The 26,815-nt window shown below is 71.3% G+C and carries 24 protein-coding genes; 8 read left to right on the top strand and 16 right to left on the bottom strand.

Annotation, left to right across the window (positions count from 1 at the left end; translation table 11 throughout):
• Positions 1 to 478 precede the first annotated feature (478 nt).
• Together ACFRIC_RS03170 and ACFRIC_RS03165 are read right to left on the bottom strand one after the other, a co-directional pair.
• Positions 479 to 829 (bottom strand): PRC-barrel domain-containing protein, encoded by a 351-nt coding sequence (locus ACFRIC_RS03170; protein WP_382778749.1) that lies wholly within the window; start codon positions 827 to 829, stop codon positions 479 to 481.
• Positions 830 to 964: 135 nt separating this feature from the next.
• A complete protein-coding gene (locus ACFRIC_RS03165; RefSeq protein WP_356288335.1) occupies positions 965 to 1,135 on the bottom strand; it encodes a hydrophobic protein in 171 nt (56 codons plus the stop codon).
• Between the two features lie 184 nt (positions 1,136 to 1,319).
• On the opposite strand from ACFRIC_RS03165, the gene ACFRIC_RS03160 reads away from it, so the two are divergent.
• The 3 genes from ACFRIC_RS03160 (at position 1,320) to ACFRIC_RS03150 (ending at position 2,889) form a co-directional block, all read left to right on the top strand.
• Positions 1,320 to 1,496: a CsbD family protein gene (locus ACFRIC_RS03160; RefSeq protein WP_382778748.1), complete on the top strand. Its 177-nt coding sequence runs from the start codon at positions 1,320 to 1,322 to the stop codon at positions 1,494 to 1,496.
• Between the two features lie 258 nt (positions 1,497 to 1,754).
• A complete protein-coding gene (locus tag ACFRIC_RS03155) occupies positions 1,755 to 2,252 on the top strand; it encodes an SRPBCC family protein (RefSeq protein WP_382778747.1) in 498 nt (165 codons plus the stop codon).
• A gap of 118 nt (positions 2,253 to 2,370) precedes the next feature.
• The gene (locus tag ACFRIC_RS03150) at positions 2,371 to 2,889 is read left to right on the top strand and encodes a hypothetical protein (protein WP_382778746.1); all 519 of its coding nucleotides are present in this window, start codon (positions 2,371 to 2,373) and stop codon (positions 2,887 to 2,889) included.
• Positions 2,890 to 2,967: 78 nt separating this feature from the next.
• Here ACFRIC_RS03150 and lpdA read toward each other — a convergent pair whose 3' ends face one another.
• Complete coding sequence (lpdA, locus tag ACFRIC_RS03145) at positions 2,968 to 4,368, bottom strand: dihydrolipoyl dehydrogenase (protein ID WP_382778745.1); 1,401 nt, start codon at positions 4,366 to 4,368, stop codon at positions 2,968 to 2,970.
• A 195-nt stretch (positions 4,369 to 4,563) separates the two neighbouring features.
• A complete protein-coding gene (gene katG, locus ACFRIC_RS03140) occupies positions 4,564 to 6,786 on the bottom strand; it encodes a catalase/peroxidase HPI (RefSeq protein ID WP_382778744.1) in 2,223 nt (740 codons plus the stop codon).
• Positions 6,787 to 7,378: 592 nt separating this feature from the next.
• Here katG and ACFRIC_RS03135 point away from each other — a divergent pair.
• Together ACFRIC_RS03135 and ACFRIC_RS03130 are read left to right on the top strand one after the other, a co-directional pair.
• On the top strand, positions 7,379 to 7,789 hold the full coding sequence (locus tag ACFRIC_RS03135; RefSeq protein WP_355767177.1) for a Fur family transcriptional regulator: 411 nt from the start codon (positions 7,379 to 7,381) through the stop codon (positions 7,787 to 7,789).
• A gap of 64 nt (positions 7,790 to 7,853) precedes the next feature.
• A complete protein-coding gene (locus ACFRIC_RS03130) occupies positions 7,854 to 8,426 on the top strand; it encodes a GNAT family N-acetyltransferase (protein ID WP_382778743.1) in 573 nt (190 codons plus the stop codon).
• Here the strand turns inward: ACFRIC_RS03130 and ligA are convergent.
• Positions 8,414 to 10,507 carry an NAD-dependent DNA ligase LigA gene (gene ligA, locus ACFRIC_RS03125; protein WP_382778742.1) on the bottom strand — a complete coding sequence of 698 codons (2,094 nt, stop codon included), beginning with the start codon at positions 10,505 to 10,507 and terminating at the stop codon, positions 8,414 to 8,416. The two genes, ACFRIC_RS03130 and ligA, sit on opposite strands and share 13 nt — an antisense overlap.
• Before the next feature lie 200 nt (positions 10,508 to 10,707).
• Here ligA and ACFRIC_RS03120 point away from each other — a divergent pair, with 200 nt between their 5' ends.
• Complete coding sequence (locus ACFRIC_RS03120) at positions 10,708 to 11,682, top strand: helix-turn-helix domain-containing protein (RefSeq protein ID WP_382778741.1); 975 nt, start codon at positions 10,708 to 10,710, stop codon at positions 11,680 to 11,682.
• A gap of 56 nt (positions 11,683 to 11,738) precedes the next feature.
• Here the strand turns inward: ACFRIC_RS03120 and ACFRIC_RS03115 are convergent, their stop codons facing one another.
• From ACFRIC_RS03115 to ACFRIC_RS03075, 9 genes are all read right to left on the bottom strand, one after another.
• A complete protein-coding gene (locus ACFRIC_RS03115; protein ID WP_382778740.1) occupies positions 11,739 to 12,161 on the bottom strand; it encodes an ArsR/SmtB family transcription factor in 423 nt (140 codons plus the stop codon).
• Positions 12,162 to 12,365: 204 nt separating this feature from the next.
• Positions 12,366 to 12,740, bottom strand: coding sequence for a hypothetical protein (locus ACFRIC_RS03110; protein ID WP_382778739.1), 375 nt, complete (start codon positions 12,738 to 12,740; stop codon positions 12,366 to 12,368).
• Between the two features lie 171 nt (positions 12,741 to 12,911).
• The gene (locus ACFRIC_RS03105) at positions 12,912 to 14,912 is read right to left on the bottom strand and encodes an acetoacetate--CoA ligase (protein WP_382778738.1); all 2,001 of its coding nucleotides are present in this window, start codon (positions 14,910 to 14,912) and stop codon (positions 12,912 to 12,914) included.
• 30 nt (positions 14,913 to 14,942) lie between these two features.
• Positions 14,943 to 15,605, bottom strand: coding sequence for an RBBP9/YdeN family alpha/beta hydrolase (locus ACFRIC_RS03100; RefSeq protein WP_382778737.1), 663 nt, complete (start codon positions 15,603 to 15,605; stop codon positions 14,943 to 14,945).
• Entirely contained in the window at positions 15,602 to 16,888 is a 1,287-nt protein-coding gene (locus tag ACFRIC_RS03095; RefSeq protein WP_382778736.1) for an MFS transporter, read from the bottom strand. The genes ACFRIC_RS03100 and ACFRIC_RS03095 overlap by 4 nt, the downstream gene beginning before the upstream one ends.
• 120 nt (positions 16,889 to 17,008) lie before the next feature.
• Entirely contained in the window at positions 17,009 to 17,917 is a 909-nt protein-coding gene (locus ACFRIC_RS03090; protein WP_382778735.1) for a TauD/TfdA dioxygenase family protein, read from the bottom strand.
• A 68-nt stretch (positions 17,918 to 17,985) separates the two neighbouring features.
• Entirely contained in the window at positions 17,986 to 18,960 is a 975-nt protein-coding gene (locus ACFRIC_RS03085; protein ID WP_382778734.1) for a quinone oxidoreductase family protein, read from the bottom strand.
• A 328-nt stretch (positions 18,961 to 19,288) separates the two neighbouring features.
• Positions 19,289 to 20,341, bottom strand: coding sequence for a 3-keto-5-aminohexanoate cleavage protein (locus ACFRIC_RS03080; protein WP_382778733.1), 1,053 nt, complete (start codon positions 20,339 to 20,341; stop codon positions 19,289 to 19,291).
• A 408-nt stretch (positions 20,342 to 20,749) separates the two neighbouring features.
• Positions 20,750 to 21,751, bottom strand: coding sequence for an AraC family transcriptional regulator ligand-binding domain-containing protein (locus ACFRIC_RS03075; RefSeq protein WP_382778732.1), 1,002 nt, complete (start codon positions 21,749 to 21,751; stop codon positions 20,750 to 20,752).
• A 156-nt stretch (positions 21,752 to 21,907) separates the two neighbouring features.
• Between ACFRIC_RS03075 and ACFRIC_RS03070 the strand changes: the two genes are divergently transcribed.
• Positions 21,908 to 23,050, top strand: a complete 1,143-nt coding sequence (locus ACFRIC_RS03070) for a TauD/TfdA family dioxygenase (RefSeq protein ID WP_382778731.1) — start codon at positions 21,908 to 21,910, stop codon at positions 23,048 to 23,050.
• Positions 23,047 to 24,540: a long-chain fatty acid--CoA ligase gene (locus ACFRIC_RS03065; protein WP_382778730.1), complete on the top strand. Its 1,494-nt coding sequence runs from the start codon at positions 23,047 to 23,049 to the stop codon at positions 24,538 to 24,540. The genes ACFRIC_RS03070 and ACFRIC_RS03065 overlap by 4 nt, the downstream gene beginning before the upstream one ends.
• A 129-nt stretch (positions 24,541 to 24,669) precedes the next feature.
• Here ACFRIC_RS03065 and ACFRIC_RS03060 read toward each other — a convergent pair whose 3' ends face one another.
• Together ACFRIC_RS03060 and ACFRIC_RS03055 are read right to left on the bottom strand one after the other, a co-directional pair.
• Positions 24,670 to 26,280 (bottom strand): cation acetate symporter, encoded by a 1,611-nt coding sequence (locus tag ACFRIC_RS03060; RefSeq protein ID WP_382778729.1) that lies wholly within the window; start codon positions 26,278 to 26,280, stop codon positions 24,670 to 24,672.
• The gene (locus ACFRIC_RS03055) at positions 26,277 to 26,714 is read right to left on the bottom strand and encodes a DUF485 domain-containing protein (protein WP_382778728.1); all 438 of its coding nucleotides are present in this window, start codon (positions 26,712 to 26,714) and stop codon (positions 26,277 to 26,279) included. The genes ACFRIC_RS03060 and ACFRIC_RS03055 overlap by 4 nt, the downstream gene beginning before the upstream one ends.
• Between the last annotated feature and the right edge of the window lie 101 nt (positions 26,715 to 26,815).

The following is a 26,815-nucleotide window of genomic DNA, read 5'->3' as shown; positions in this document are numbered from 1 at the left end:
TCCCCCGCCCCGGCGGGGGGGGGCCCCCCCGCCACACCCCTGCGCCCGGGGGGGCGGCGCCCCCCCCCGGGAGCGGGGGCCCCCGGCCCCGCGCCGCCCCCCCCCGACAGCGTGCGCCGTCAACCCGCTCCACAGCGGGCGGTGTGATCACTGATCAGAATCCGCCCGATCGATCGGCCGCGGTGGCACGTCCGGAACCATCGCTCTCCGCGAGCGGATCGACTCGATGGCCTCCGCCAGCCGCTGCACCAACGTCAGCTCGATGTCCTGGGATCCGTCCGCCGCAGCGGACGGATCCAGACCCCTGACACCATCGTTCACCTGCGCCGAGTTCCCGAACGAAGCCCCGTCAAACAGGGGCCGTCGCAGGGGTTCACGCGCCCGCTGTCCCTTCGTAACGCCAGCCCATGGACGCACGCACAGCGGGGCCGCCCGGAGTGCTTCCGGGCGGCCCCACTCGGCGTACGGTGCCGCGAGGTCAGGCGCGGTTGTTCTCGTAGTAGCCGCCGACCTGCTCGTGGTATCCGGCGTCGCCGACGTGCTTGTCCTTGTCGAACTCGGGGGAGTTCTTGATCTGGTCCTTGGTGAGCGCGACGTAGATCTTCTGCTCGTCCTGGTCGACCGACTGCACGGTGCCGGCCGGAAGCAGGACGTGCTTGCCGAAGATCCATACGCCGGTGTCGACGACGAGGTACGAGGAGCTGACGTCGTCCGAGTGCTTGTCGACCTTCCCGATGCTGCCGTCGGTCGCCTCGACCTTGTATCCGGTCAGGTCGGTGCCCGCGACGTGGCCGGTGGTCGGCTGGTAGCCCCAGATGCTGTCACTCATGAAACGGCTCCCTCATCGAAATTGTGTTCAGGGTCCGCAGGAAAGACCGCGGAGTCGTACAGGCGTCATCAAAATTCGGTGACTTTCCTCGTGATGTCGAGTGTCCTGAATATCGGACGCTACACATCAATTCTTCTACCAGCGGTACCAACGGCCCCGCTTGCCGCCGCTGGCCGTGGGCCGGATCACGAAGCCGAGGACCCATACGACCAGCACGATGACAGCGATCCACCACAGGGCCTTGAGTGCGAAACCGGCACCGAAGAGGATCAGGGCGAGCAGGAGAACGAGAAGAACAGGAACCATGATTATCAACCTCCGAGCCGTCGTGTGCCCTGCCCGACGATCTCCACTCCAGCGGATCCCAGATATTTCCTACGGGCCTCGGAGTGGCCGGAATTCTGTGGGGCGTGTTCCGGGTTTGAGACTGTCATAAGGGGTGACACAGGAGAGGAAATATTTCTCCTCAGGAAACAGGATGTGAGCGGTTGTGGCTGCGGACGAGAAGGCTCAGGCCAAGGGCGAGCAGGCCAAGGGCAAGGTCAAGAAGGTCGTGGGCGGTGCCGTGGGCAACGAGTCCCTGAAGGCCGAGGGGCGTGCCGAAGAGTCCAAGGGTGATCTGCGCACGGCCAAGGAGAAGGCCAAGGACGCCATCAAGCCCAAGTAGTCCCCGCCGGCCGGTCCCGGTAGCCGCCCCGTCCTGCGGGCCAGGCTGCCGGGACCTGTGCTGTGTCCGAGGGAGCGGCGGAAGGCCGGCGACCTGTCGGCCCGCGTGCCGGGAGGAGACGCGCATGATGCCCGTGGAGACCCGCGCATGATGCCCGCGGAGACCCGCGCGTCATGCCCGTGCGGACCGCCGCATGATCCCGGTGCGGACGGGTACTCGTCGGTCTCCGCGTGTTCTCCGCTACTCCTGGGGTTTGTCGTGGCCATTCGACACCAAGTGATCGAGCAGCCTCCTGACGCCGTCTGGGCGGTTCTCGAGGATCCCCGGCTCTATGCCGAGTGGGTCGTGGGGACTTCCGCCTCCTGGCCACTGGACAGGCGATGGCCGCAGGTCGACGCGGCGCTCGCGTATCGCGTGGACCTGGGCCCCTGGACACGGGAAGGGCGGACGGTGGTCCGCCGGTGGGAACCGCCCCGCCGGCTGGAACTCGAAGCCGACAGCGGCCGCTTGGGCACGGCGCGCATCGCCGTCGAAGTGCGCCCCTGGGGCGGACAGACCCTGGTCCTGGTCGACGAGCACCCGCTGCGCGGACCGGGAGGAGCCCTGCACGCGGCGCCTCTCGACCTCCTGATCCAGTTGCGGCACCGAAGCATGCTGCCCCGCCTCGCCCGAACCGTGGAGCGCGTCGCCTCCGCGACCTCCGACACCACCGCGAGGGCCGTCCCGCGGGACTCGGCGACCAGTCGCCGGGCTTGAACGGCGGAGGTTCCTTCCCGTTCGGCGCGCGGCCGACCCCGCGATCATCACCTCACGACACGCTCCTGCCGCAAGACCGTGATCGGCCTACGTATCCGGGGCGGAGGGAGAGAGTGCCATGAGCAACCACATCTCCGTGGACGACACCTGCGTCAGCGCGTTCTGGGAGCTGAAGGGGAAGCGTGAAGTCAACACGGTGCTCTACCGGCTCAGCGACGCCCTGGACACCTGCGTCGTCGAACGCCGGGCCAATCTGACGCACGACGAGCTTCTGTCGGCGCTGCCCGCGCACGATCCCCGACTCGTCCTCCTCGACCTGGCCTTCGCGTCGGTCGACGGAGCGCGCCGCAACAAGATCCTGCTGATCTCCTGGGTGCCGCGCGGAATCACGCCCCAGCACGAGGCGGCCTACGCTCACGGCCGTGCCGCCCTGCTGCGCAGGCTCGACGGAAGTCTTCTCACCGTGCGGGCCACGGACTCGGCGGACCTGGAGTATCACCGCCTGGTCTCCGAGGCCCAGGCAGGAGCGCGGGTCCGGGGCAGGTCGGGCAGCGTGAGCGGATCCACCGTCCCCGTGGCACGGACCGGCGCCTTCGGCGACGGCACGCCGTCCGCGTCGCGGAGACGTTCCGCGTGAGGCGTCGCCGAGGCTCCGCCGCACCGCTTCCGGGCCGGCTCCGCTGCCGGTCGGAAGCCGTGCGGCGGCACTCGCCCGTCACATGTTGATCATGTGGCCGGCCAGCCCGTGGACGGCCTCCTTGACGGCCTCTCCGAGAGTCGGGTGGCCGTGCACATTGCGGGCGACCTCGTTGACCGTCAGGTCCCACTGCTGGGCGAGCGTCAACTCCGGGAGCAGCTCGGTGACTTCGGGACCAATCAGGTGGGCGCCGAGGAGTTCGCCGTAGCGCGCGTCGCTGAGGAGTTTGACGAAGCCCGCCGTCTCGCCCAGGCCGTGGGCCTTGCCGTTCGCCGTGAACGGGAACTTCGCCACCTTGACGTCGAAGCCCCGCTCGCGCGCCTGCGCCTCCGTCCAGCCGAAACTGGCGATCTGCGGCTGGCAGTAGGTCGCCCGCGGGATCATGACGTAGTCGAGCTCCATCGTCTCGGCGTCGCCGATCGTCTCGGCCGCCACGATGCCCATCGACTCCGCCGCGTGGGCGAGCATCAGCTTCGCCGTCACGTCCCCGATGGCGTAGATGTGCGGCACGCTCGTACGGCAGCGGCCGTCGATGTCGATCGCGCCGCGGTCGGTGAGTTTCACCCCGGTGTTCTCCAGGCCGTAGCCCTGCACGCGCGGCTGGAACCCGATCGCCTGGAGCACCTTGCCGGCCTCGAGCGTCTGCCGCTGCCCGCCCGTGGTCACCATGACCTTGACCGAGCCTCCCGAGTCGTCGATCGCCTCGACGCGGGTGGACGTCAGTACGTTGATGCCGAGCCGCTTGTAGCGGCGGGCCAGTTCGGCGGAGACCTCCTCGTCCTCCAACGGGACGATCCGGTCGAGGAATTCGACGAGGGTGACCTGGACGCCGTAGTTGTGGAGCACGTAGGCGAACTCCACGCCGATGGCGCCGGCGCCCGCGATGACGATGCTGTCCGGGAGGGTGTCCGACAGGATCTGCTCCTCGTACGTCACCACGCGCTCGCTCAGCGAGGTTCCCGGGAGCAGCTTGGTGGTGGCCCCGGCGGCGATGATGCAGTTGCCGAAGGTGACGGTCTCCGAGCCACCGTCGGTCAGGGCGACGTCGAGCGTGCGGTCGTCGCGGAAGGTGCCGCGGCCGGTGTACTGGGTGATCTTGTTCTTCTTCATCAGGTAGTGGACGCCCTTGACACGTCCGTCCGCCACCTTGCGACTGCGGGTGAAGGCGGCGCCGTAGTCGAAGGTCACCTCGCCGTTCACCTGGATGCCGAAGGTCTTGGCCTCCTGGGTGAAGATGTGGGCGAGCTCCGCGTTGCGCAGCAGCGCCTTCGACGGGATGCACCCCACGTTGAGGCACACACCGCCCCAGTACTTCTCCTCGATGATCGCCGTGCTGAGTCCGAGCTGGGCGGCCCGGATCGCCGCGACATATCCTCCCGGGCCGGCGCCCAGGACCACAACGTCAAAGTGTGCGCTCATGGCGTTCAGCCTAGAACGCCACGACGCCCGGCGACGTGACGGGCGCGGCCGTGGAGGCCGCGGGAAGGGCGGGCCGTGGCACGCCAACGGGCCGGCCCCTGGGCAGGGGCCGGCCCGTACGTCAGGCCGTGTCGGGCGGCGTCACGTGCCGCCCGACGTCAGGCCGTGTGAGGCGGCGTCACGCGCCGCCCGACCTCAGACGAGGTCGAACCGGTCCAGGTTCATGACCTTGTCCCAGGCGGCGACGAAGTCCTTCACGAACTTCGCCTTGGCGTCGTCGCTCGCGTAGACCTCGGCGAGCGCGCGCAGCTCGGAGTTCGAGCCGAAGACGAGGTCGGCACGCGTGCCGGTCCACTTGACCTCGCCGGTGGCGTCGTCGCGGGCCTCGAAGGTGGTCGCGTCCTCGGAGGTCGGCGTCCACGTCGTGCCCAGGTCGAGCAGGTTGACGAAGAAGTCGTTCGTGAGCTGTCCGGGGGTCGCGGTGAGGACACCGTGCGCGGACTGGCCGTGGTTGGCGCCCAGGACACGCAGACCGCCGACGAGGACGGTGAGTTCCGGTGCGCTCAGGGTCAGCAGGTTCGCGCGGTCGAGCAGCAGGTACTCGGCCGGGAGGCGGTTGCCCTTGCCCAGGTAGTTGCGGAAGCCGTCCGAGGTCGGCTCCAGCGCGGCGAAGGACTCCGCGTCGGTGTGCTCGTCCGTCGCGTCGACACGGCCCGGGGTGAAGGGCACCTGGATGTCGTGACCGGCGTCCTTGGCGGCCTTCTCGACCGCGGCGACACCGCCGAGGACGATCAGGTCGGCCAGCGAGACGTGCTTGTCACCGGCGTTGAAGTCGCGCTGGACGCTCTCCAGCGTGCGCAGCACCGTGGCCAGCGTGTCGGGGTCGTTGGCCTCCCAGCCGCGCTGCGGCTCCAGACGGATGCGGCCGCCGTTGGCGCCGCCGCGCTTGTCGCTGCCGCGGAACGTCGAGGCCGACGCCCACGCGGTGAAGACGAGCTGCGCGACCGTCAGGTCCGAGGCGAGGATCTTCGCCTTGAGGGCGCTGACGTCCTCGGCGCCGATGACCTCGCCCTGCGCCTCCGGCAGCGGGTCCTGCCACAGCAGCGTCTCCTCCGGGACCTCCGGGCCGAGGTAGAGGGACTTCGGGCCCATGTCGCGGTGGGTCAGCTTGTACCAGGCCCGCGCGAAGGCGTCCGCGAACTCGGCGGGGTTCTCGTGGAAGCGGCGGGAGATCGGCCCGTAGATCGGGTCGAAGCGCAGCGACAGGTCCGTCGTGAGCATCGAGGGGGCGATCTTCTTCGACGGGTCGTGCGCGGCCGGGACGGTGCCCTCGCCCGCGCCGTCCTTCGGCTTCCACTGGTTGGCGCCGGCCGGGCTCTGGGTCAGCTCCCACTCGTAGCCGAAGAGGTTGTCGAAGAAGCCGTTGCTCCACTGGGTGGGCGTGGTGGTCCAGGTGACCTCCAGGCCGGAGGTGATGGCGTCGGCGCCCTTGCCGGTGCCGTACGTGCTCTTCCAGCCCAGGCCCTGCGCCTCGATCGGGGCGGCCTCGGGGTCGTCGCCGACGCTCTCCGCCGGTCCGGCGCCGTGGGTCTTGCCGAAGGTGTGACCGCCCGCGATCAGGGCGACCGTCTCCTCGTCGTTCATCGCCATCCGGCGGAAGGTCTCACGGATGTCGCGGGCCGCGGCGATCGGGTCCGGGTTGCCGTTCGGGCCCTCGGGGTTGACGTAGATGAGACCCATCTGGACGGCGCCGAGCGGGTTCTCCAGCTCGCGGTCGCCCGTGTAGCGCTCGTCGTCGAGCCAGGTGGTCTCCGGGCCCCAGTACACGTCCTCCTCGGACTCCCACACGTCCTCACGGCCACCGGCGAAGCCGAAGGTGTCGAAGCCCATCTGCTCCAGGGCGACATTGCCGGTGAGGATCATGAGGTCGGCCCAGGAGAGGCTCTGGCCGTACTTCTTCTTCACGGGCCACAGCAGACGGCGGGCCTTGTCCAGGTTGCCGTTGTCCGGCCAGCTGTTCAGGGGGGCGAAGCGCTGCTGTCCGGCACCGGCGCCGCCGCGGCCGTCGCTGATGCGGTAGGTGCCCGCGCTGTGCCAGGCCATACGGATCATGAAGGGGCCGTAGTTGCCGAAGTCGGCGGGCCACCAGTCCTGCGAGGTCGTGAGCACCTCGGCGATGTCCTGCTTCACCGCGGCGAGGTCGAGGGCCTGGAAGGCCGCGGCGTAGTCGAAGTCCTCGCCGAGCGGGTTGGCCACGGCGGGGTTCTTGGCAAGGATCTTCAGGTTGAGACGCTCCGGCCACCACTGGCGGTTGCCGCCGCCCTGGGTCGGGTGCGGAGCGCGGCCGTGCGCGACCGGGCAGCCGCCCGCCCCCTCCGTTTTCGCGTCGGTGACGATCGCGTCGTGGTTCTCAGACATGGGAATCCTTCCGGAAGGGCCGATCTACGTGCTCAGCGACTACGGGTGGGGGGAACAGCCGGGGCCGGGCCCCGGAATCCGGCCCCGGAACCTTCGGCGGAGCCGACGGGGAGGCCGTTGTTTTCGGACGATAACGCGCAAAGGGGGCGATCCGTCGCGCGACCGGGGGTGGGAGTGCCGTACGCGGCGCGCGCCGGACCGGCTGGACCGGTCCGATGCGGGGTACGGATCCCGCCACGGTGAGCGGACGGAGGGCTGTGTGCCACGTGCGGGGAGGTGCGGCGCCGGGTCGCCCGCCGCGGCGGCGATCGCGTCGCCGCCGGGGCGGTCCCGGGCTCCGGGAGCTTCCCGGGCTGCGTGTCACGGCGGCCGTCACGCGCAGGCCGGCGCCGCGTGGTTCCACGGCGGTGGTCCCGACATCTGTGTCTCTCCTGCTCGTGCCGAAGTGTTCTTGTCCCTTGGCCAGTGCCGAAACCGATCCTACGATGGACAGAGTCCAAGTCAAGAAGGACACCAGACCCATATTCGATCGGACCCAGGATGCACACGGATAAACTGCGGGTTCCCACCGATCCTGAAAAGGTGAACCGATATGAGTGACCTGCTGGAGCGACTGCGAGGGCGTGGCTGGCGGATGACTTCCCAGCGGCGCGTCGTTGCGGAGGTCCTCGACGGCGATCATGTGCATCTCACGGCCGACGAGGTGCACGCCCGCGCGGCCGAACGGCTGCCCGAGATCTCCCGGGCGACCGTCTACAACGCCCTGGGGGAGCTGGTCTCGCTCGGCGAGGTGATCGAGGTCACCACCGACGGACGCGCCAAACGCTACGACCCGAACGCGCACCGCCCGCACCAGCATCTGGTGTGCTCCGCCTGCGGCACCGTCCGTGACGTCCACCCCACCGGCAACCCGCTGGCCGACCTTCCCGCGACGGAACGATTCGGTTTCACCGTGGCCGCCGTCGAGGTCACCTACCGGGGGCTGTGCCCTTCGTGCGCCTAGGGCGTACCCGCGGCGCCTGGCATGTCCCGGGCGGGACGCCGAGGACACGCCCTAGGCTTCGGCCATGATCGAGACCGAGCGGGATCTCTCAGGGGCGATACGGATCAGGCCCGACGGACCGGGCGACGCGCGGGCCGTGCTGGACATGCTCGACGGAGCGGTGGCCTGGATGAACGCCCGGGGCAACACCGAGCAGTGGGGCACGACCCCGTACTCGGCGACGACGGGCGGGGCCGAGCGCGTCCGGCGGTACATGACCGAGAACGCGCCCTTCGTCGCGGAAGCCGGGGGAGTACCCGTCGGCGCCATGGTCCTCGACACCGGGCCCAGCCCGCAGATGCCGATCGAGCCCGCCGGAGAACCCGAGCGGTACGTCCGGCTGCTGGTGTCCGACCGACGGCACGCCGGCCGCGGCATCGGGGCCGCGCTCCTCGCCCACGCCGTCGAGGAGACACGGCGGTCCGGCGTCGAGCTGCTGCGGGTCGACTGCTGGGCGGGCGGCGGGGGCGAACTGGTCGCGTTCTACGAGCGCCAGGGATTCACCCCCACCGAGCGGTTCCTGTCCGGAGCCTGGCCGGGCCAGGTGCTGGCCCGGCGCGTGGGCGTACCGCGTGCCCGGAGCGATCAGGAGAGGTAGTCGGCGACGAGCTCGGCGAACTCCTCCGGCGCCGCGAGCCTGACCCCGAGGCTCTCGGCCTTGGCACGCTTGGATCCGGCACCCTCACCCGCGACGACCAGGGTCGTCTTCTTCGACACGCTGGAGGACGAACGGCCGCCGGCGCGCTCGATGAGCTCGTTCATCTGGTTGCGGCTGAGCTGCTCCAGGGCGCCGGTCATCGCACCCGTGACCACCACCGTCATCCCGGCCAGCGGCCCGCCGGCCGTCTCGCCGCCCTCCGCGTCCGGGCCGTCCTCGCCGGGCGCGGCGGGCGGCGTCGCGCCCGGCTCGGTCATGTTGACGCCCGCGGCGGCGAGCTTGTCGATCAGCGGGGCCAGCTCGGCGAGCTCCGCGACGATCGAGGGGGCCTTCTCGGTGCCGATCCCCTCCACCCGCTGCATCGCCTCCGCGTCCGCCGCCCGTATGTGCTCCATCGTCGCGAAGTACCGGGCGATGCGCCGGGACATGGAACGGCCGGTGCCGCGGACACCCAGCGCGCACAGCACCCGGGACAGCGGTCTGCCCTTGGCCGTCTCGATCGCGGCGAGGAGGTTGTCGGTGCTGGTCTCGCCCATCCGCTCCAGGCCGAGGAGCTGCTCGCGCGTCAGGTGGAACAGACCGGCGAGATCGGCGACCAGTCCGCTCTCGACGAGCTGGACGACCCGGGTGTGACCGAGGCCCTCGATGTCGAGCTGGTCGCGGCCCGCCGCGTACGAGAGGGCGGCCACCAGATGACAGTTGCGGCCCTGCTCGCAGCGCCACCGCTGCTCGCTGGTGTCGATGGCGGACCCGCAGTTCGGGCACGTCTCGGGGAAGAGGATGGGCTGTTCCTCGCCGGTGCGCAGATGGGCGACCGGAGCCTCGACGCGGGGGATGACGTCCCCGGCGCGGTGGACCATCACATGGTCGCCCAGCCGCAGATCGCGACGCGTGATGTCCGCCGGGTTGTGCAGGGTCGCGTACGTGATGGTCGAACCGTCGATCTCGACCGGCTCCAGCACCGCGCGCGGGGCGACGATGCCGGTGCGGCCCACGTTCCACTCGACCGCCAGCAGCCGGGTGATCTTCTCGACGGCCGGGAGCTTGTACGCGATCGCCCAGCGCGGCGCGCGTGAACCGGACCCCGCGGCCCGCTGGTCGGCGGCCAGGTCCGCCTTGACGACGATCCCGTCGATCCCGAACGGCAGCTCGGCGCGCAGCGCCCCGATCTCCTGGACCCGGGCCAGCACCTGCTCGGCGTTCGCCGCCGTGACACCGGGGACGGCCGTGCTCGCGGTCGTGTTCACGCCCAGACCGGCCGCCCGGGCCATGAGCTCGCTGTGCGCGAGCTCGCCGAGCCGGGCGGCCTCCGCGGCCTCGGTGCCCGGCACCGGCAGCAGGCCGTAGCCGAAGAAGGTCATCGGAACGGTGTAGGCGCGCTCCTTGGCGCGCAGCGTGCCCGCCGCGGCGTTCCGCGGGTTCGCGAACGGCTGCCCGCCGTGCGCCGTGCGGACCTCGTTGGCGTGCTCGAACTGTGCCGTCGTCATGAGGACTTCGCCGCGCACCTCCAGCGTGAGCGGTTCGGCGAGCTCGCCGGGCAGGCCCTCGATCGTCCCGATCGCGTGCGACACGTCCTCACCGGCGGTGCCGTCCCCGCGGGTGATCAGCCGGGTGAGCCGCCCCTCCTGATACCGCGCCGCGATGGCCAGGCCGTCGAGCTTCGGCTCGACGCTGTACCGCTCCACCTCGTGACCGGTGCGCCGGGCCAGCGACGCCGTCCAGGCGACGAACTCCTCGGATGAGAAGACGTTGTCCAGGCTCAGCATCGGCACCGTGTGCGGGACGTCCCCCTCGACGGCGCCGCCCGCGACCTTCCCGGTCGGCGAGTCGGGCAGCACCTGCTCGGGATGGGCCGCCTCCCACGCGGCGATGCCGCGCACGAGCCGGTCGTACGCGTCGTCGTCCAGCACGGACGTGCCGCCCTCGTAATAGGCGGCCGACGCCTTCAACGCGTCCTCGACCGCCTGCGCGTAGGCGACGGCGTCCACGATCACTGCAACAGGTGTTGTCATACCCGTCATCCTGCCTGCCACCACTGACAATGCCCTCCCGGCGGCTGCTTCGGGATAGGCACTTCGGGCGATGCGGGCAAGTGCGTCACCCGGAGGTGACAGGGGGCCGGAGGGTGAAGTAGACCTGGGACGACCGCGCCACCGCGCGGGTCCCCCGGGCCGCACCGGCAGGTCCCCGCCCGGCCCCCAGCCGCCCTCAAGGAGTGCCCATGCTCACCGCGCTCGGTCTCGGTCCGGCCGAGGAGGAGATCTACCGTCTCCTGGTGGCGCGGGGACGGGCGGCCGTCGAGGAACTGGCGGCCCGCAGCGGCCGCCCCGAGTCCGAGGCGCGCGACATCCTCACCACGCTGGCCGGGCGCGGTCTCGTCGTGCCGCAGACGGCCGAGGGCGCCGCCACCGTCTTCGTGGCGGCGCCTCCCGCGGTCGCCCTCGGCGGGGAACTGCGGCGTCGGCGCGACGAGTTGAGCGCGGCGGAGCACGCGGTGCTCACGCTCGCCGAGCAGCACCGCTCGGGGGCCGAGGGCGGTGCGGTCGAGGTGATCGGCGACATCGACGCGGTCCGGCACCGGTTCCGGCAGCTCCAGGAGTCCGCCCGGCACGAGGTGCGGTCGATGATGGTGCCCGAACAGACGGTCGTGTCACGCGACGACAACACGGCGGAGGAGGGCGGGATCCACCGGGGGGTGCTCTACCGGACGATCCTGCACCGGGACGCGCTGAGCGAGCCCGGTCTGGTCACCCAGGCCCTCGCCGTACTGGGAGCCGGACAGCAGGTGAGGGTCGCCGACGCCGTCCCGGTCAAACTCATGATCGCGGACCACGATCTCGCGATGCTCCCCCTGTACAGCGGCCGCAACACCGCCGCCGCCTCGGTGCTCGTGCACGCCGGGGGACTCCTGGACGCCCTCGTCGCCTACTTCGAGCTGGCCTGGGAGCACGCCTATCCGCTGGCGCCGCACACGGCCGGCGACGGGATCGTGGAGCAACGCCCGGACGAGATAGACGAGTTCGACGCCCGGATGCTGGCCCTCGTGCTGGCCGGGCTCACCGACCAGGCGGTGGGGGCGCGCCTCGGCGTCTCGCGGCGCACCGTGCAGCGGCGCATCGGTGAACTCATGGCGCGGGCCGGCGCCGAGAGCCGTATCCAGCTCGGCTGGCATGCCGCGCGCCGGGGCTGGGCCTGAGGGCCCGCTTCGTGGCGGGCGGGGGCTCGACGGGAGCGAGCCGGGGCGCGCGTGCGTCAGTGTCCGCGGACCGCGGGTGAGGGCCGTACGGACCGGGTGACGACGAGGTCACCCTCGCGGGGACCGGGAGGCAGGCCCGTCTCGACGTCGGCCTGGCGGAGCTCGGCGAGCAACTCGGTCTGTCCGGCGAGCAGTTCGGTGAGGATGCGGCGGGCGGCACGCAGCAGTTCGGCGACGTCGCCGCCGGCGAGCGCGTAACTGACGGTCGAGCCCTCGCGGATGGACACCACGATGCCCGAGCGGCGCAGCACGGCCAGTTGCTGCGAGAGGTTGGACGGTTCGACCTCGATCTCGCTGAGCAGGTCGCGTACCGAGACGGGGCCGCTCTGCAGCAGCTCCAGGACGCGGATGCGCACAGGGTGTCCGAGCATGCGGAAGAACTCGGCCTTGGCCTGGTAGAGGGGAACCTGCCTGTTCAAAATCGTTCGCTCCCTGCCGCCTGGGGACGGGCTGTTTCTCCGGGCTGGTGCGGTGGCTGTCCGCGTCCCGCCGCGAACGGTGCCCGAAGGACCGATCCTGGCGGCTCCACCTCCGCACGCCCACGAGATTGACTCCATCTGGATGTACCTAAATGAAGAAGTCTTCAAGTCGTGGGCATGCGAAAGCGCGGAGAACGTGGCTGTCTACACCTCTAGTTCGGCTTCGATGCGTGCGAGCTGGTGGCGGGCCATGGCCAGGTTGGACGTCCCCTTGTTGAGCACCAGGTACAGGAACAGTCCGTTGCCGTCGCGGCCGGTCAGGGGACGGATCAGGTGGTACTGGCTCTCCAGCGTGATGAGTACGTCCTCGATCTTGCTCTTGAGCCCGAGGTGCTCCATCGTGCGCACCTTGGCCCGGACCACGTCGGTGTTGCCGGCCGCGGCGACGTTCAGGTCGAGGTCCTTGCCGCCCCCCAGCGTGCCCAGCGCCATGCCGCTCGTGTAGTCGACGAGGGCCACGCCCAGCGCGCCCTCGATCGACGTCATCGTCTCCTTGAGGGAGATCTCCACATTTGCCATACCGATGTCTCCTTCGGGTCACCGCGCGGACGGAGGAGTTCCCGACCGGCCGGTGACCCGGACCCTACGGACCGCCCGCCGGGGAGATCCGGCTTCTTTCGGGACTGACGGAAGGAGCGTCGAAAGGCGCGTCAGGGGACAGTTAATTGATCGTCATTGGGCTGTCGTTGATCACGATTGGCGCCCCGCGCCCGGTGCGCGCGTGACGGCGAACTCCGCGAACCACGCCAGCATCTCCGGGTGGGTGATGGACCCTTCACTGCTGACCTCGCCGGGGCGGGCGCCCTGGAGGACGCGTTTGACCGGGACCTCGAGCTTCTTGCCGGTGAGCGTGCGCGGCACGGCGGGGACCTGCACGATGACGTCGGGCACATGGCGCGGGGACAGCCGGCTCCTGATGGCCCCGGCGACGTGCCGGCGCAGCCCGTCGTCGAGCGCGGTGCCCTCGGCGGGTACGACGAACAGCGGCATGAAGTAGGCGCCGTCGGGCTGTTCGACACCGATGACGAGGCTGTCGGCGATCTCGGGGAGCTGGTCGACCACGGCGTAGATGTCGGCGGACCCCATGCGTACGCCGGAACGGTTCAGGGTGGAGTCCGAGCGCCCCGCGACGACGACGGACAGATCGGTGTCGACGGTGACCCAGTCGCCGTGCCGCCAGATTCCGGGGTAGGTGTCGAAGTAGCCGGCCCGGTAGCGGGCGCCGTCCGGGTCGTCGACGAAGCGGAGCGGCATCGAGGGCATCGGCGCGGTCACCACCAGCTCACCCTGTTCACCGGTCAGCGGGCGTCCCTCGGGGTCCCAGGAGGCCAGGGCGACGCCGAGGGCGGGCGCCTGGATGCGGCCGACGCGGACGGGCAGCAGCGGGGTGCTCCCGGCGAGGACCGAGCAGACGTCGGTGCCGCCGCAGATGGACTGGAGCCGCACTCCGGGCGTCAGCCGGTCGTGGACCCACCGCCAGGTGCCGGGCGGCAGGGTCGATCCGGTCTGCAGCACGGTCCGCAGCCGGCCCAGACCGAACGTGTCCGCGGGACGCGTGTCGGCCTTCTCCGCCGCGGTGAGGTACGCGGCCCCCACGCCGAGCACGGTCGCGCCGGTCCGTTCGGCGATCTCCCAGACGCCGTCGAGGCCGGGATACGTCGGGCTGCCGTCGTACAGGACGACCGTGCTGCCGTGCAGCAGCCCGCCGACCAGGAAGTTCCACACCATCCAGCTCGTGGAGGTGATGAAGAGATAACGGTCGTCGGCGCGCAGGTCGATGCCCAGGCCCAGGGCCTTGAGCAGTTCGAGCACGATGCCGCCGTGCCCCTGGACGATCCCCTTCGGTATCCCGGTCGTTCCGGACGACCAGAGGATCCACAGCGGGTGGTCGAAGGGCACCTCGGCGAACTCCGGCTCGCCGTCCGCGCACGGCAGCGCGGACCACAGGTGCCGCTGTACGCCGGACCGCCCGGACCACGGGTCGGCCGGGGAGGTGAAGAGGTTGTCGACGGCGAGGAGGTGGCGGACGGTGGGCAGGCCGTCCACGAGTTCGGCGACCTCCGGGCGCCTGTCGTACGTCTTGCCGCCGTAGCGGTATCCGTCCGCCGCGACCAGGACCTTCGGCCGTGCCTGGCGGAGCCGGGCGAGCACGGCGGGTGTGCCGAAGTCCGGGGAGCAGGCCGTCCACACGGCGCCGACGGCGGCCGTCGCGAGGAGCGCCACCACGGTCTGGCGGAGGTTGGGGAGGTATCCGGCCACGCAGTCGCCGGGCTCGACGCCCATGCCGCGCAGCGCCGCCGAGACATCGGCGACCTGCCGGCGCAGTTCCCGCCAGGAGGTCTCCTCGGGCGTGCCGTCCTCGGCCAGGCTCACGAGCGCCGGGCGGGCGTCCGTGGCTCGGGCGAAGCAGCGTTCGGCGAAGTTCAGCCGGGCGCCGGGGAACCAGTCGGCTCCCGGCATCGACGCGTCGGCCAGGACCTCCTCGTAGTCGGAGACCGCGTCCAGCCCGTAGAACTCCCACACCGCCGACCAGAATCCCGTGAGGTCGGTGGAGCTCCACCGCCACAGCTCGGCGTAGTCGGAGAAGCGGAGCCCGCGTGCCTCGCCCAGCCAGGCCATGAAGCGCGCGACGTCGGAGTCCTCCAACTCGCGGCGACCGGGGGACCACAGCAGGTCGGTGTCGGTGTTCATCGGGTGCCTTCCTGGGCTGGACGCGGCCGTTCAGCCGGTTTCCACGTCGCGGAGCAGTTCTTCCGCGCGCGGCCAGGGACCGTGGCCGGACGCGGGGTTGAGATGGCCGACCTCGCCGAGTTCGACCAGGGCGCCGCCCCAGTCGCGGGCCAGGGCGGCGACCCGTTCGGCCGTGCCGAGAGGGTCGTTCGCGCTGGCCGCGACGATGCTGGGGAAGGGCAACGGGGTCCGGGGCACCGGCGTCCAGCCGTTCTCGCGGAGTACGTCCGGGGTCGGATAGCCCTCGGGCAGCGGGGTGTCGAAGTCCGGCGGTGTCGCGAGCAGCGCTCCGCGCACCCGGTCCGCGGTTCCCTGGGCCCAGTGGACCGTGGTGATCACGCCGGCGCTGTGCGCGACGAGCACGACGGGGCCCTCGGTCTCCGTGATCGCCTTGTCGAGCGCCGCGACACGGGCCTCACGGCTCAGGCCGTCCTCGGTGAGCGCAGGCACGGTGCGTACGGTGCGCCCCGCCTCCGCCAGCCGGTCCGCCAGCAGGGTCTGCCAGTGCTCCGCGACATGATCGCGCAGCCCCGGGACGATCACGACCACGGGATCCGTCGTCGCGCCCACCTGGTCCCTGGTCACCGCCACCGGACCGGTCGCCGCGGCCACCGGGCCGGCGCTCGTGGCGGCCGGGTCGGTTCCGGCGCTCACGCGGTCACCACCGCCTCCTCCGGCTCGGCCGCCGGGGCGGGGCCGCTCGTCAGACGCCGCAGGTCACGCTCGTAGAAGTGACGGCCGATCAGGAACGCGGTGGTGGCGGCGAGCGCGCCGAGCGGGACGATCCGCAGGGCACCGAGCAGCCCCATCTGGTCGGCGAGCGCGCCCGTGACCGCGGGGCCCGGGGCCAGACCGAGCAGGCTGTTGGCGAAGGTGAGGGTGGCGAAGGCCGTCGCGGAGATGGCCGCGGGAGTCAGGTTCGCGACCATGGCGGTCGCGGGCCCGGCCGTGCCCGCCGACAGCAGGGCCCCGGCCGCCAGCACCATGAGCTGGAGCGGCCCGGTCGGCAGCCGGAACGCGGTCATGAGCAGGGCGAGCGAGCCGAGGCTGCACCCGATGGCCACCGCCCATTTGCGGAGGGGGAACGCCCGGCTGACGCGGTCGGAGACGATGCCGCCGCCGATCATGCCGACACCGATCACGAGGATGAAGACGCCGGCCGTCGCGCCGGCCTTCGCGGTGGGCATGTCGTAGTAGCGGTTGAAGTAGCTGGGCAGCCAGGCCATCAGGGAGGCGGCGATGAACAATTGGAGCCCGCTGCCCACGTAGGCGCTGATCACCGAGACGGAGGAGAACAGCCGGGGCAGCAGCAGACGCAGCCGGCCACGCGGTCCCGGATCGGGCTCGGCCCCGGCGGGAGCGGCCTCCGGGCGCAGTCGCCTCTCGGTGACGACGACACCGTAGACCGCGGCCAGCACCAGGCCGAAGACGCCCATGACACCGAACGCCCAGCGCCAGCCGAGGTGCTGGGCGACGGCGCCGCCGATCGAGACGCCGAGCACCGAACCGAAGGCCCCGCCCGCGATGAAGGCACCCGAGAGCGTGGCGCGCAGCCCGATCGGGAAGATGCTCAGGACGACGGCGATGCCGACACTTCCGTACGCCGCCTCGCCGACGCCCACGAAGAGGCGGCCGACGAACATCTGGTCGTAGTTCGCGGAGAGCGCGCAGCCGAGGGTCGCCACGCTCCACATCACCGCGGCCAGGAGCAGGCTCTTGACCCGGCCCCAGCGGTCGGCGATCAGCGACATCGGGAAGGTGAGCAGGCCGACCATGAGGGCGACGACGCTGCTGAGTGTGCCGAGCCTGGCGTCCGAGAGCAGCCACTCGCTCTTGAGATCCGGGAAGACGGCGTTGAGGACCTGCCGCGACATGTAGTCGGACAGCAGCAGGCCGAAACTGAGGGCGAAGACCACCCAGGCATAGCGTCGGGACACGGGCCATCCGGAAGAGACGGACGGGACGGACGATACGGCCGGGTCCGTCCCGGGGATGGCGCCAGCAGTGGTGTGCAACTCCATTGTCATCACCTCACGCGCTGTGGGAAAAGGGAGGGGTCAGAACGGTCTGTCGCCGACGATTCCCGCGCGCTCCATGCGGCGGACGGCGGGCCAGTAGTCCTGTACGGCGTAGTGCTGGGTGGAGCGGTTGTCCCAGATGGCGACGCTGTTCGGGGTCCAGCGCCAGCGCACCTGGTACTCCGGGATCGCGGCCTGTGCGATCAGGTAGTTGAGCAGGAGGCTCGCGCCGGGCGCGAAGTCCTGTCCGAACCGCACGTTCCCGGGCGTGTGGTAGTTGACGAAGTGCGTGGTGAACGCGTTGACGAAGAGGATCTCCTCGCCGGTCTCCGGGTGGACGCGGACGACGGGGTGCTCCGCGTCCGGGAACTGCGCCTTGAGGGCCTGCCGCTTCTCCTGCGGCATGACGGCGCCGAACGTGGCCTCGATGCTGTGCCGGGCGCGCAGCCCCCGGATCTTGGTGCGGATCTCCTCGGGCAGCCGACGGTAGGCCTCGGCCATGTTGACCCAGATCGTGTCGCCGCCGACGGGGGGACCCTCGACACACCTCAGTACGGCACCCATGGCCGGGTTCTCGCGCCACGTGCCGTCGGTGTGCAGGGCGTTCTCGTAGTGCTCGGCGGGACTGTCCAGGTCCTTGTAGATCCGCACCAGGCCGGGGTGCTCGGGGTCGCTGCCGGCCACCGGGTGGTCCTCCAGCGCGCCGAATCGCTCGGCGAACGCGACGTGTTCGGCGCGGGTGAAGTCCTGGTCGCGCAGGAACAGCACCTTGTACTGGAGCAGCAGGGCCTTGATCTCGGCGAACAGGTCGTCGTCGCGGGCGGCGTCGCCGAGGTTCACGCCGGACAGTTCCGCGCCGATCGAGCAGGTCAGCGGTTCGACCCGGATCGAGCCGCGGTGGTGGGCGCGGACCGGTGCGCCCTCGGGCGGAGCGAGTGTGTGTTCCATGGTGCTTCCTCCTGGAGGCGGTGAAGTGCCGGGAAACGGGGTGGAGTCGGCGGCGCGGACGCCGGTGGTCAGAGGACGAGGACCGACGATCCGGTGGTCCGGCCGGCCTCCAGGTCACGGTGCGCCTGGGCGGCGTCCTCGAGGGCGTAGCGCTGGTTCACCCGGATGCGGATGCGCCCGGAGGTGACGTGCTCGAAGAGTTCACCGGCGAGTTCGGCCCGCTCCGCGGGGTCCGCGATGTAGTCGGCGAGGGCCGGGCGGGTGACGAACAGGGAACCCTGGACGGCGAGTTGCATGGCGTCGATGGGCGGGACGGGGCCGGATGCGGTGCCGAAGCAGACGAGCAGGCCGCGCCGTCGCAGCGAGGCGAGCGAGGAGGCGTACGAGGTCCTGCCGACGCTGTCGAAGACCACCGGGACCCCGGCGCCGTCGGTGAGTTCACGCACCCGCTCGGCCACGTTCTCGCGCTGATGGTGGATGACGTGGTCGCAGCCGTGCGCCCTTGCCAGTTCGGCCTTCTCCTCGGTGGACACCGTGCCGATGACGTTCAGGCCGAGCAGCTTGGCCCACTGGCAGACGATGAGGCCGACGCCGCCCGCCGCGGCCGTGAGCAGGATCGAGTCACCCGCCGTGAGGGGGTGGATCCTGCGGAGCAGGTACGCGGAGGTCAGACCGCGCATGGTCATCGCCGCGGCGGTCTCGAAGCCGATGCCGTCCGGCAGCCGGATCAGGGAGCCGACGGGCATGACACGTTCGGTGCTGTAGGCGCCGAGCGGACTTCCGGTGTACGTGACCCGGTCGCCCTCCGTGAACCCGACGACGCCGGCGCCGACCGCCTCGACCACACCCGCCGCCTCGACGCCGAGCCCGGCGGGCAGCGGCGCGGGGTAGAGCCCGGTGCGGAAGTAGGTGTCGGCGAAGTTGAGTCCGACGGCGTGGTGGCGGATCCGGACCTCGCCGGGGCCGGGGTCGCCGACGACGACCTCCTCCCAGCGCAGGACCTCGGGACCGCCGGTCTCCTTGAATCGAATGGCGTGGGCCACGGGGGCGCTCCGTTGTTCGTGTCGGTTGGTGGTCGGGGGGCGGAGGAGGGGACCGCCGGAACCGGGGGGTCTGGCCCCGGCGGCCCCGTGGCGTGGTGACCGCGGCCACGGTGGGGCCGTCGCCTACAGCCGGACCGTCGTCCACGGGCGGGGAGTTACCCACGGGCGGATCGTCGTCCACGGGCGGATCGTCGCCCACGGGGCGGACCGTCGGGCCGGCCGGTGCGGCTGCCGGGCGGGGCGTCCTGGAGTCCGTCCCCGCGGGCGGGCGGCCGTCACGGCCGGGCCGTGTCCCAGGTGCGGTCCGGCGCGGCGGGCAGCGGTGGGGTCAGGCGTCGCGCAGCATGAAGCCGCGCTGTCCCGGACGGCGGTTCGGCACCATCCCGAGCCGGGCGAGGGTCTCGTCGGTGCTCCCGTAGGTCTCGCCGATCTTGTAGATCTTCCTGGCCTCGGCGCCGGTCGCGATGTCACGGCCGAGCGCCTGGGAGATCTGCACCATCTGCTCGACCTGCTCGACGCTCGACATGCGCTCGCCCTTGCGCCGCCACAGGTTGTCCTCGTTGCCCACCCGGACGTGCACGCCGAGCGCGATGCCGATCGCGTTCATGGGCGCCACGGCACGCATGGAGCTCTCGATGGTGAGGACGGCGCCGTCGGGGACGCGACGGACGAACTCGATCAGGTCGGCGGGGTGACGGCCGGCGAAACCGCCGCCGATCGCCACGTAGTTGAGGACCAGCGGGCCGGTGTGGACGCCGGAACGGATGAGCCGCTCGACGGTCTCGAGCTGGGCCAGCGTGGCGAGCTGGAAGTGCGGCTGGATACCGCTCTCGCCCAGCCGCTTGAGGTGCTCCAGGTAGAAGTCCGGGCCGGCCTCCAGGTACATGTCCCGGTAGGCCTTGTAGTAGTCGGGCTTGGCGATCGAGGTGCCTTCCAGATCGTCGTCGGTCATGATCTCGACGATGTTCATCTGGCTGGTGTTGATCGCGATGGTGACCTGGTCAGGCTTCGGGTCCAGGTCGGCGAGCATGTGACGGCTGTCGAAGTCGAGCCACTTGGCCTCGGAGCCCTCGCCCTCGGGGGCGAAGGAGATCGACCCGCCGATCTGCAGGACCATGTCCGGCACGGCCTCGCGCAGCCGTCCGATCAGCTCGTTGAACATGGACAGGCGCTTGGAGCCCTTGCCGTCGAGCTCGCGGACGTGGATGTGGAGAACGGTGGCACCGGCGTTGTAGCAGTCGACGGCCGCCTGCACGTGCTCGTCCATCGTCAGGGGAAGGTCGTCGGCGTCGCCGGGAAGCCATTCGGGCCCGTAGGGGGCGGCCTGGATGACGAGTTTTTCCTGGTTCTCGGGGAAGAGCGAGTCGTCGTGGAAATGCACGGTCCGTCTCCTTCGTCGGATCGGTGATCACTCGCCGGGGGCATCGCCGCGTGCTGCGCGGGCCTGGGACGTCCGGCGGGGATCGATGCGGGTGACCGGTGACAGCGGGCGCGAGGCGGCCCGCCGCGATCGGCCGGTCCGGAGGGAGTCCGGGGGAGTGGTTCGGCTCCCTCCGACGGCCGACCGCGTCGTGCTGTGCGGTGGTGCAAAGGTAGGGCCGAGCCCAGAGGCGTGCTTGCCGTCAGGGGACAGATGATTTGTCATTTGGGGACATCCGTGGTGCGGAACGCCGCCGGGGCGGCCCACGGTCGAGCCGCGCGCCCCATCCGTCCCACCGGTCCCGGCCGCGCAGTTGCCGTGACGCGTCCGCGAAGTCGCCCCGGCCCGAGGCGACTTCGCGAACGCGTCCTACGGAGTCCTGCTCCCGCGCCACGCTCGCGGGCTGCACCCGAACTGCTCGCGGAACCACCGCGAGAACCCGCTCAGCGACGAGAACCCCAGCAGGTCGGAGATCTCCGTCAGCGACCGCCGGGGGTTCGCCACGAACTGCTCCGCGAGATGGCGTCGGGTGACGTTGAGGAGCGAGGAGAACGTCTCGCCCGACGCGGCGAGATGACGGTGCACGGTGCGCCGGTCGACACCGAGGCTGCGCGCGACCTGCTCGATCGAGCAGCGCCCGGTCGGCAGCAGGACCTCGATCAGTTCGCGCACCCGGTCCGCGGCGCTGGTGTCCTTCGGTACGGCGATGGCGTCGAAGTACTGACGGGCGTACTCGCGCATCAGCGGGTCCGCCATCGCGTTGGGGGCGTCCAGGTCGTCCGCGTAGAAGACGATCCCGTCGATCTCGCGGTCGAACTGGACGATGGGCCCGAACGCGTGCCGGTGCGCCGAGGTGTCGACCGGCGCGGAGTGCCGGAACCACACCGACAGCGGCTGCCAGCGGGCGTGCAGGAAGTCGCTCAGGATGCGGTGGAAGGCGGCGACGGCCAGCTCCGTCGCCTGCCGGGACTCCATCGCCTCGCCGAGGCGCAGGTCCACCTTCAGCGTGGCCAGTCCGTCGCCCTCGGACAGCCGGGCGTGCAGCACCTCGTTGTACATGTACTGATGGCGGATCAGCATTTCCAGCGCGCTGCGCACGTCCGGTTCCTCGCGGACCACGAGGCTGATGGGACCGAGCGTGGAGAAGCGGCGGAACTCCGCCAGCCGCACCCCGAAGTCCTCGTGGCCCGACTCGGCCGCCGACAGCTCCAGCACCTGGACGGCGGCCGTGCCCGAGATCCACCGGTCCTGGACGGTGAGGGCGGCGGTGTCCAGCCCCACCCGCTTCAGCAGCGCCTGCGGATCGATGTCCAGGGAGCGGCACAGCTCGACATAGCCGCTCAGGGCGGCGGTGCGGACCAGCGGTCTCATGGGCGCACTCCAGATGTCCCGAAAAGCCAAGTCTCCTGTCCCGCCATGACAAGCGCGGCGGTGGTCGAGGAACCTAGCATGACGCCGTTCGCCTGCCGGGCCGCTCATGGGGGGCCGCTCACCGGCAGGTGAACGCCCGACGGATTGGAGGCGAACATGACAGGACCGACGGACCCGGACCGGACACCGTCCCGCCCGGGCACGGACCCGGATCAGACGCCGTCCCCGCCCACGCCGTTCTCGGGCCCCGCGGTGTGGAGGGGCCCCGGACTCACGGACCCCGAGCGGTGGCGGACCCGCCTGTCGGAGAGCGGGCTCGCCGAGATCGAAGCCGCCCTGTGCGAGACCCGCCGACGCGACCTCACCCTGCTCCGGCTGACAGCCGCCGATTTCCCGCTCCCCGGCCTCGGCCCCGATCTGGCCCGCCTCTCCGGTGAACTCGAACACGGACGCGGCTTCGCGGTCGTCCGCGGCCTCCCGGTCGACCGGCTCGGCGAGAAGGCCGCGAGCACCGTGTTCTGGGGGATCGGCCGGCACTTGGGGCACCCCGTGCCGCAGAACGCCGACGGACTCGTCCTCGGGCACGTCGGGGACACCGGACACGTCGGGGACCCCGGACCCGGCCGGAGCGACCCCGCCGCTCGCGGTCACGAGACCCCGGCGGTCCTGCCCGAGCGCGGGGCGGCACCGCCCTTCCACACCGACCCCACCGATCTCCTCGCCCTGCTGGCACTGCGCACGCCCCGCGCCGGCGGACGCGTCTCCCTCGTCAGCTCGGCCGCCGTCCACAACGCCGTACTGGACCGGCGCCCCGACCTCGCCGGGCGCCTGTACGGCACGTACCACTTCGACCGCCGCGGGGAACACGCCCCCGGTGAGCCGCCCTGCACGGCCGTACCGCTGTTCTCCCGTCGCGACGGCGCGCCGAGCATGCGGTACGACCGACGCTGTCTCGAATCGGCCCAGCGCTTCCCCCAGGTGCCCCGCCTGGAGCCGGCGGACCGGGAGCTCTTCGACCTCGTCGACTCCGTGGCCGCCTCCCCCGAGTACCGTCTCGACCTCGACCTGCGGGCCGGGGACCTGCTGCTGCTCGACACCCACCGGGTGATGCACGCCGCCGCGGCGTTCGAGGATCATGGACCGCCGGAGCACCGAGGCCACCTGCTGAGGCTCTGGCTGGCCTTCCCGCCGGGATCGGGCAGCCAGGACCCCCATCCCTGGGTCACACTTCGCGATGTGATCCGACCGCGCGGCACCGCCGCGACCCGCGCGACGAACGCAAGGAGATCCACGGCATGACCAACCTCGTCACCCTTCTGGCCGCCACCGTCGCGGCCCACGGCGGGAGCGTCGCCGTCCGCCACGACGACCACACGCTCACCTACGCCGAGCTCGACGACGCGAGCGCGCGGGTGGCCGCGCTGTTGCGCGACCGCGGCGTCCGGCCGGGCGACCGCGTCGCGCTGACCATGCCCAACGTCCCGCTGTTCCCCGTCCTCTACTACGGCATCCTGCGCGCCGGCGGAGTCGTCGTTCCGATGAACCCGCTGCTCAAGGCACGCGAGGTCGCCTTCACCCTGCGCGACTGCGGAGCGCGCGTCGCGCTGGTGTTCCCGCTGTTCGCCGACGAGGTCACGAAGGCCGCCGCCGAGACGGGCACCGACTGCCTGGTGACGGACCCCGAGACCTTCGACGCCCTGCTGCGCGGCCACGAGCCGTCGCGCGAGACCCCGGACCGGGCAGACGAGGACGCAGCCCTCATCCTCTACACCTCCGGCACCACCGGAACGCCCAAGGGCGCCGAACTGTCCCACCGGAACCTGGCGACCAACACCCTCACCACGGCCGAGACCCTCCTCCAGGTCGGACCGGACGACGTGCTCTTCGGCGGCCTGCCCCTGTTCCACGCCTTCGGCCAGACCTGCGCGCTCAACGTGGCCGTCGCGACCGGGGCCACGCTGACCCTGCTGCCCCGGTTCGACCCGCGCGGCGCCCTCGAGGTCATCGCCCGGGACAAGGTCACCGTCTTCCTCGGCGTGCCGACGATGTACGCGGCGCTGCTGCACGCCGAACTCCCCGACGGCTTCGACGCCGGGCTGGTGCGCCTGGCCGTCTCCGGCGGGGCCGCGCTCCCGGTCGAGGTCCTGCACGGATTCGAGAGGCGCTTCGGCGCGGCGGTCCTGGAGGGCTACGGGCTGTCCGAGACGTCACCGGTCGCCGCGTTCAACCACCCGGACCGTCCGCGCAAGGCGGGCTCGATCGGCGTGCCCATCCGCGGGGTCGAGATGCGGCTCGTCACCGAGGAGGGGGGCACGGCGGCACCCGGAGAGGTGGGCGAGATCGCCATCCGCGGCGAGAACGTCATGACCGGGTACTGGAACCGCCCGGACGCCACCGCGGACGCGGTGCGCGACGGCTGGTTCCACAGTGGTGACCTGGCCCGCGTCGACGAGGACGGTTTCTACTTCATCGTCGACCGCAAGAAGGACATGATCATCCGCGGCGGCTACAACGTCTACCCGCGCGAGATCGAGGAGGTGCTGTACGAGCACCCCGCCGTCGCCGAGGCCGCCGTCGTGGGCGTGCCGCACCCCCTGCACGGCGAGGAGGTCGCGGCCGTGGTCACGCTCAGGCCCGGCGTCGCGGCCACGCCCGAGGAGATCCGCGCGCACGCCAAGGAGCGGGTCGCGGCGTACAAGTACCCGCGCCTCGTGACGATCGCGGCCGAACTGCCCAAGGGGCCCACCGGCAAGATCCTCAAGCGGGAGATCGTGGTCGACGGCTCCTGAACCGAGGACGGCACGGGTCGGACAGAGGGCGACTCCCCGGTGAGGGTGGCGGCGATCCCGCGGCTCTCACCGCTCCCGCCGCCGCGATCCGCGGCTCTTGACCGGTCCCTCGGCCGCGGCCCGTGACCCTCACCGGTCCCTCGGCCGCGGCCCCGCGAGGATCAGGCTCTCGACACTCTCGTACACCCCGCGTTCGCGGTCCGCCGCGCGGCGCCCGGACAGCATGCTGCCGAGCCAGCCGAACAGGAAGCCGAGCGGGATGGACACCAGTCCCGTCGTGGTGAACGGGAACCAGTTGAAGTCGGCGGTGGGGAACGCGGACGTCGGGGAGCCGGACACCAGTCGGGTGCCCGGCATCAGCACCAGGACGGCGAGCGTGCCGCCGATGAGCGTGCTCAGGAGACCGGCGCGGGTGTAGCGGCGCCAGAAGAGGCTGTAGACCAGGGCGGGGGCGATCGCCGAGGCGCCCACGCAGAAGGACATCGTGGCCAGCGGCTGAAGGCTCCGGTTCTGGACGAGGACCGCCAGCGCGATCACCGGCGCGCCGACGACGAGGGCCGAGCCCCGGGCGAAGGCCGTCTCCCGCTGGGACGACATGGCGGTGCCGCCGCCCGCGAAGACGTCGTGGGCGAGCGAGTTGGCGCAGGCGAGGGTCATGCCGGCGACCGAGGCGAGCAGGGTGAGGAAGATGGCCGTGGTGACCGTGGTCAGCACCAGGGTCTCGGCCCGGGACACCACGGGGCCGAACGCGGCACGTGCGCCCAGCAGATAGGCGGTGTGTCCGCGCGGGTCGGCGGCGGTGACGCCGGACCGGCCGATCATCGCCGTCGCGCCGATCGCGACGACGCCCGCCACGAGCATGAACAGCGCCACCGAGGACACCGCCCAGGACATCGAACGCCGCACCTGGCGGGCGCTGTTGGCGGTGAACATGCGCATGGTCACGTGCGGCAGGCAGGCACCGCCCAGCACGATGGCGAACTGGGTGCTGATCATGTCGAGGCGAGGATGCGGACCTCCCGCGAACTGGAGTCCGCCGCGCAGGAACGCGTCCGGTGAGCCGCTGCGGTGCGCGGCCGTGGTGAACAACGCCCCCGGGTTCCAGTGGAATTGGCCGAGGATCAGCACCGCGACGGTGATTCCGGAACCGAGGAGCACGACCATCTTCAGAAGCTGGATCAGCGCGGTGCCCCGCATGCCGCCGATGGCCGCGTAGGTGATCATCAGGGTGCCGACGCCCACGATGCAGCCCGTCTTCATCGAGCTGTCCGTGAAGCCGAGGATGAACGCCAACAACTGTCCTGTACTGGCGAGTTGGACGAGCATCATCGGTACGAGAGCCGCGATCGTGACCGCGCACCCCGTGATCCGTACGGCCCGGCCCGGCATCCTGCGGGCCAGCACGTCGCCCATGGTGAACGTGCCCGTGTTCCGCAGGGGTTCGGCGAGCAGGAACATCAGCACGAGCAGCGAGAGCAGGGTGCTCAGGGCCAGGACGACCCCGTCGAAACCGCACAGGGCGATCACGCCGCCGATGGTCAGGACGGTCGCCGCGGAGATGTAGTCGCCCGCGATGGCGAGCCCGTTGCGCAACGGGGAGAGCGAGCGGTATCCGGTGTAGAACTCGGCGAGGTCGTCGCTGTCGGGGCCGGTGAGGACGCACAGCAGCAGCGTGACGGTGACGGCGATGGAGAAGGCGACGAGGGACCAGGACTGCGTGGAGCCGGCGAGGCCGCTCACCGCTTCCGCCCCTGCTCGCCGCTCGCCCACGGGACACTCCGGTTCACACGGTGTGCGAGTGGGTCGACGAAGCGGCGAGCGGTGCGTTCGTAGACGAGCACGGCGAGCCAGGTCGCGGGGATCTGGCAGAGGGCGATGACGAGGCCGGCCGAGAGACCGCCGGCGACGGGACGGTCCATCAGGCGGGGGTATCCGGCGCAGAGCCCGAGGAAGAGGGTGAAGCAGCCGAGCACCGCGAACGTGGTCACGCGCCGCTGGCGGCGGTAGGCGCGCCGCAGGATGCGCAGATCGCGGTGGTGCCCGGTCCAGGCGTGGGGTGCTGCCCCACCGCGTAAGGGTTCCGCCGCGGCCGGGTCGGGGACGTGCGGGGCGAAGGAGTTGTGGTGTCCCCGCGGCGGTCGCGCGGGCCTCGGGGCTGAGCTGTCGTACGACATGCCGGCCTCCTGGTGGGGTGCGGGCCCGGCGTGCACGGGCCGCGGGACAGTGGGGGGAACGGCTCGGGTCCTCGCACGCTATGCGGCCGGTCGGCCCGTGC

The sequence above is a fragment of the Streptomyces sp. NPDC056738 genome (assembly GCF_042790435.1).
GTDB lineage: Bacteria > Actinomycetota > Actinomycetes > Streptomycetales > Streptomycetaceae > Streptomyces.
The sequence above is the reverse complement of the archived record's forward strand: the minus strand, read 5'-3'. Positions and strand labels throughout refer to the sequence as shown.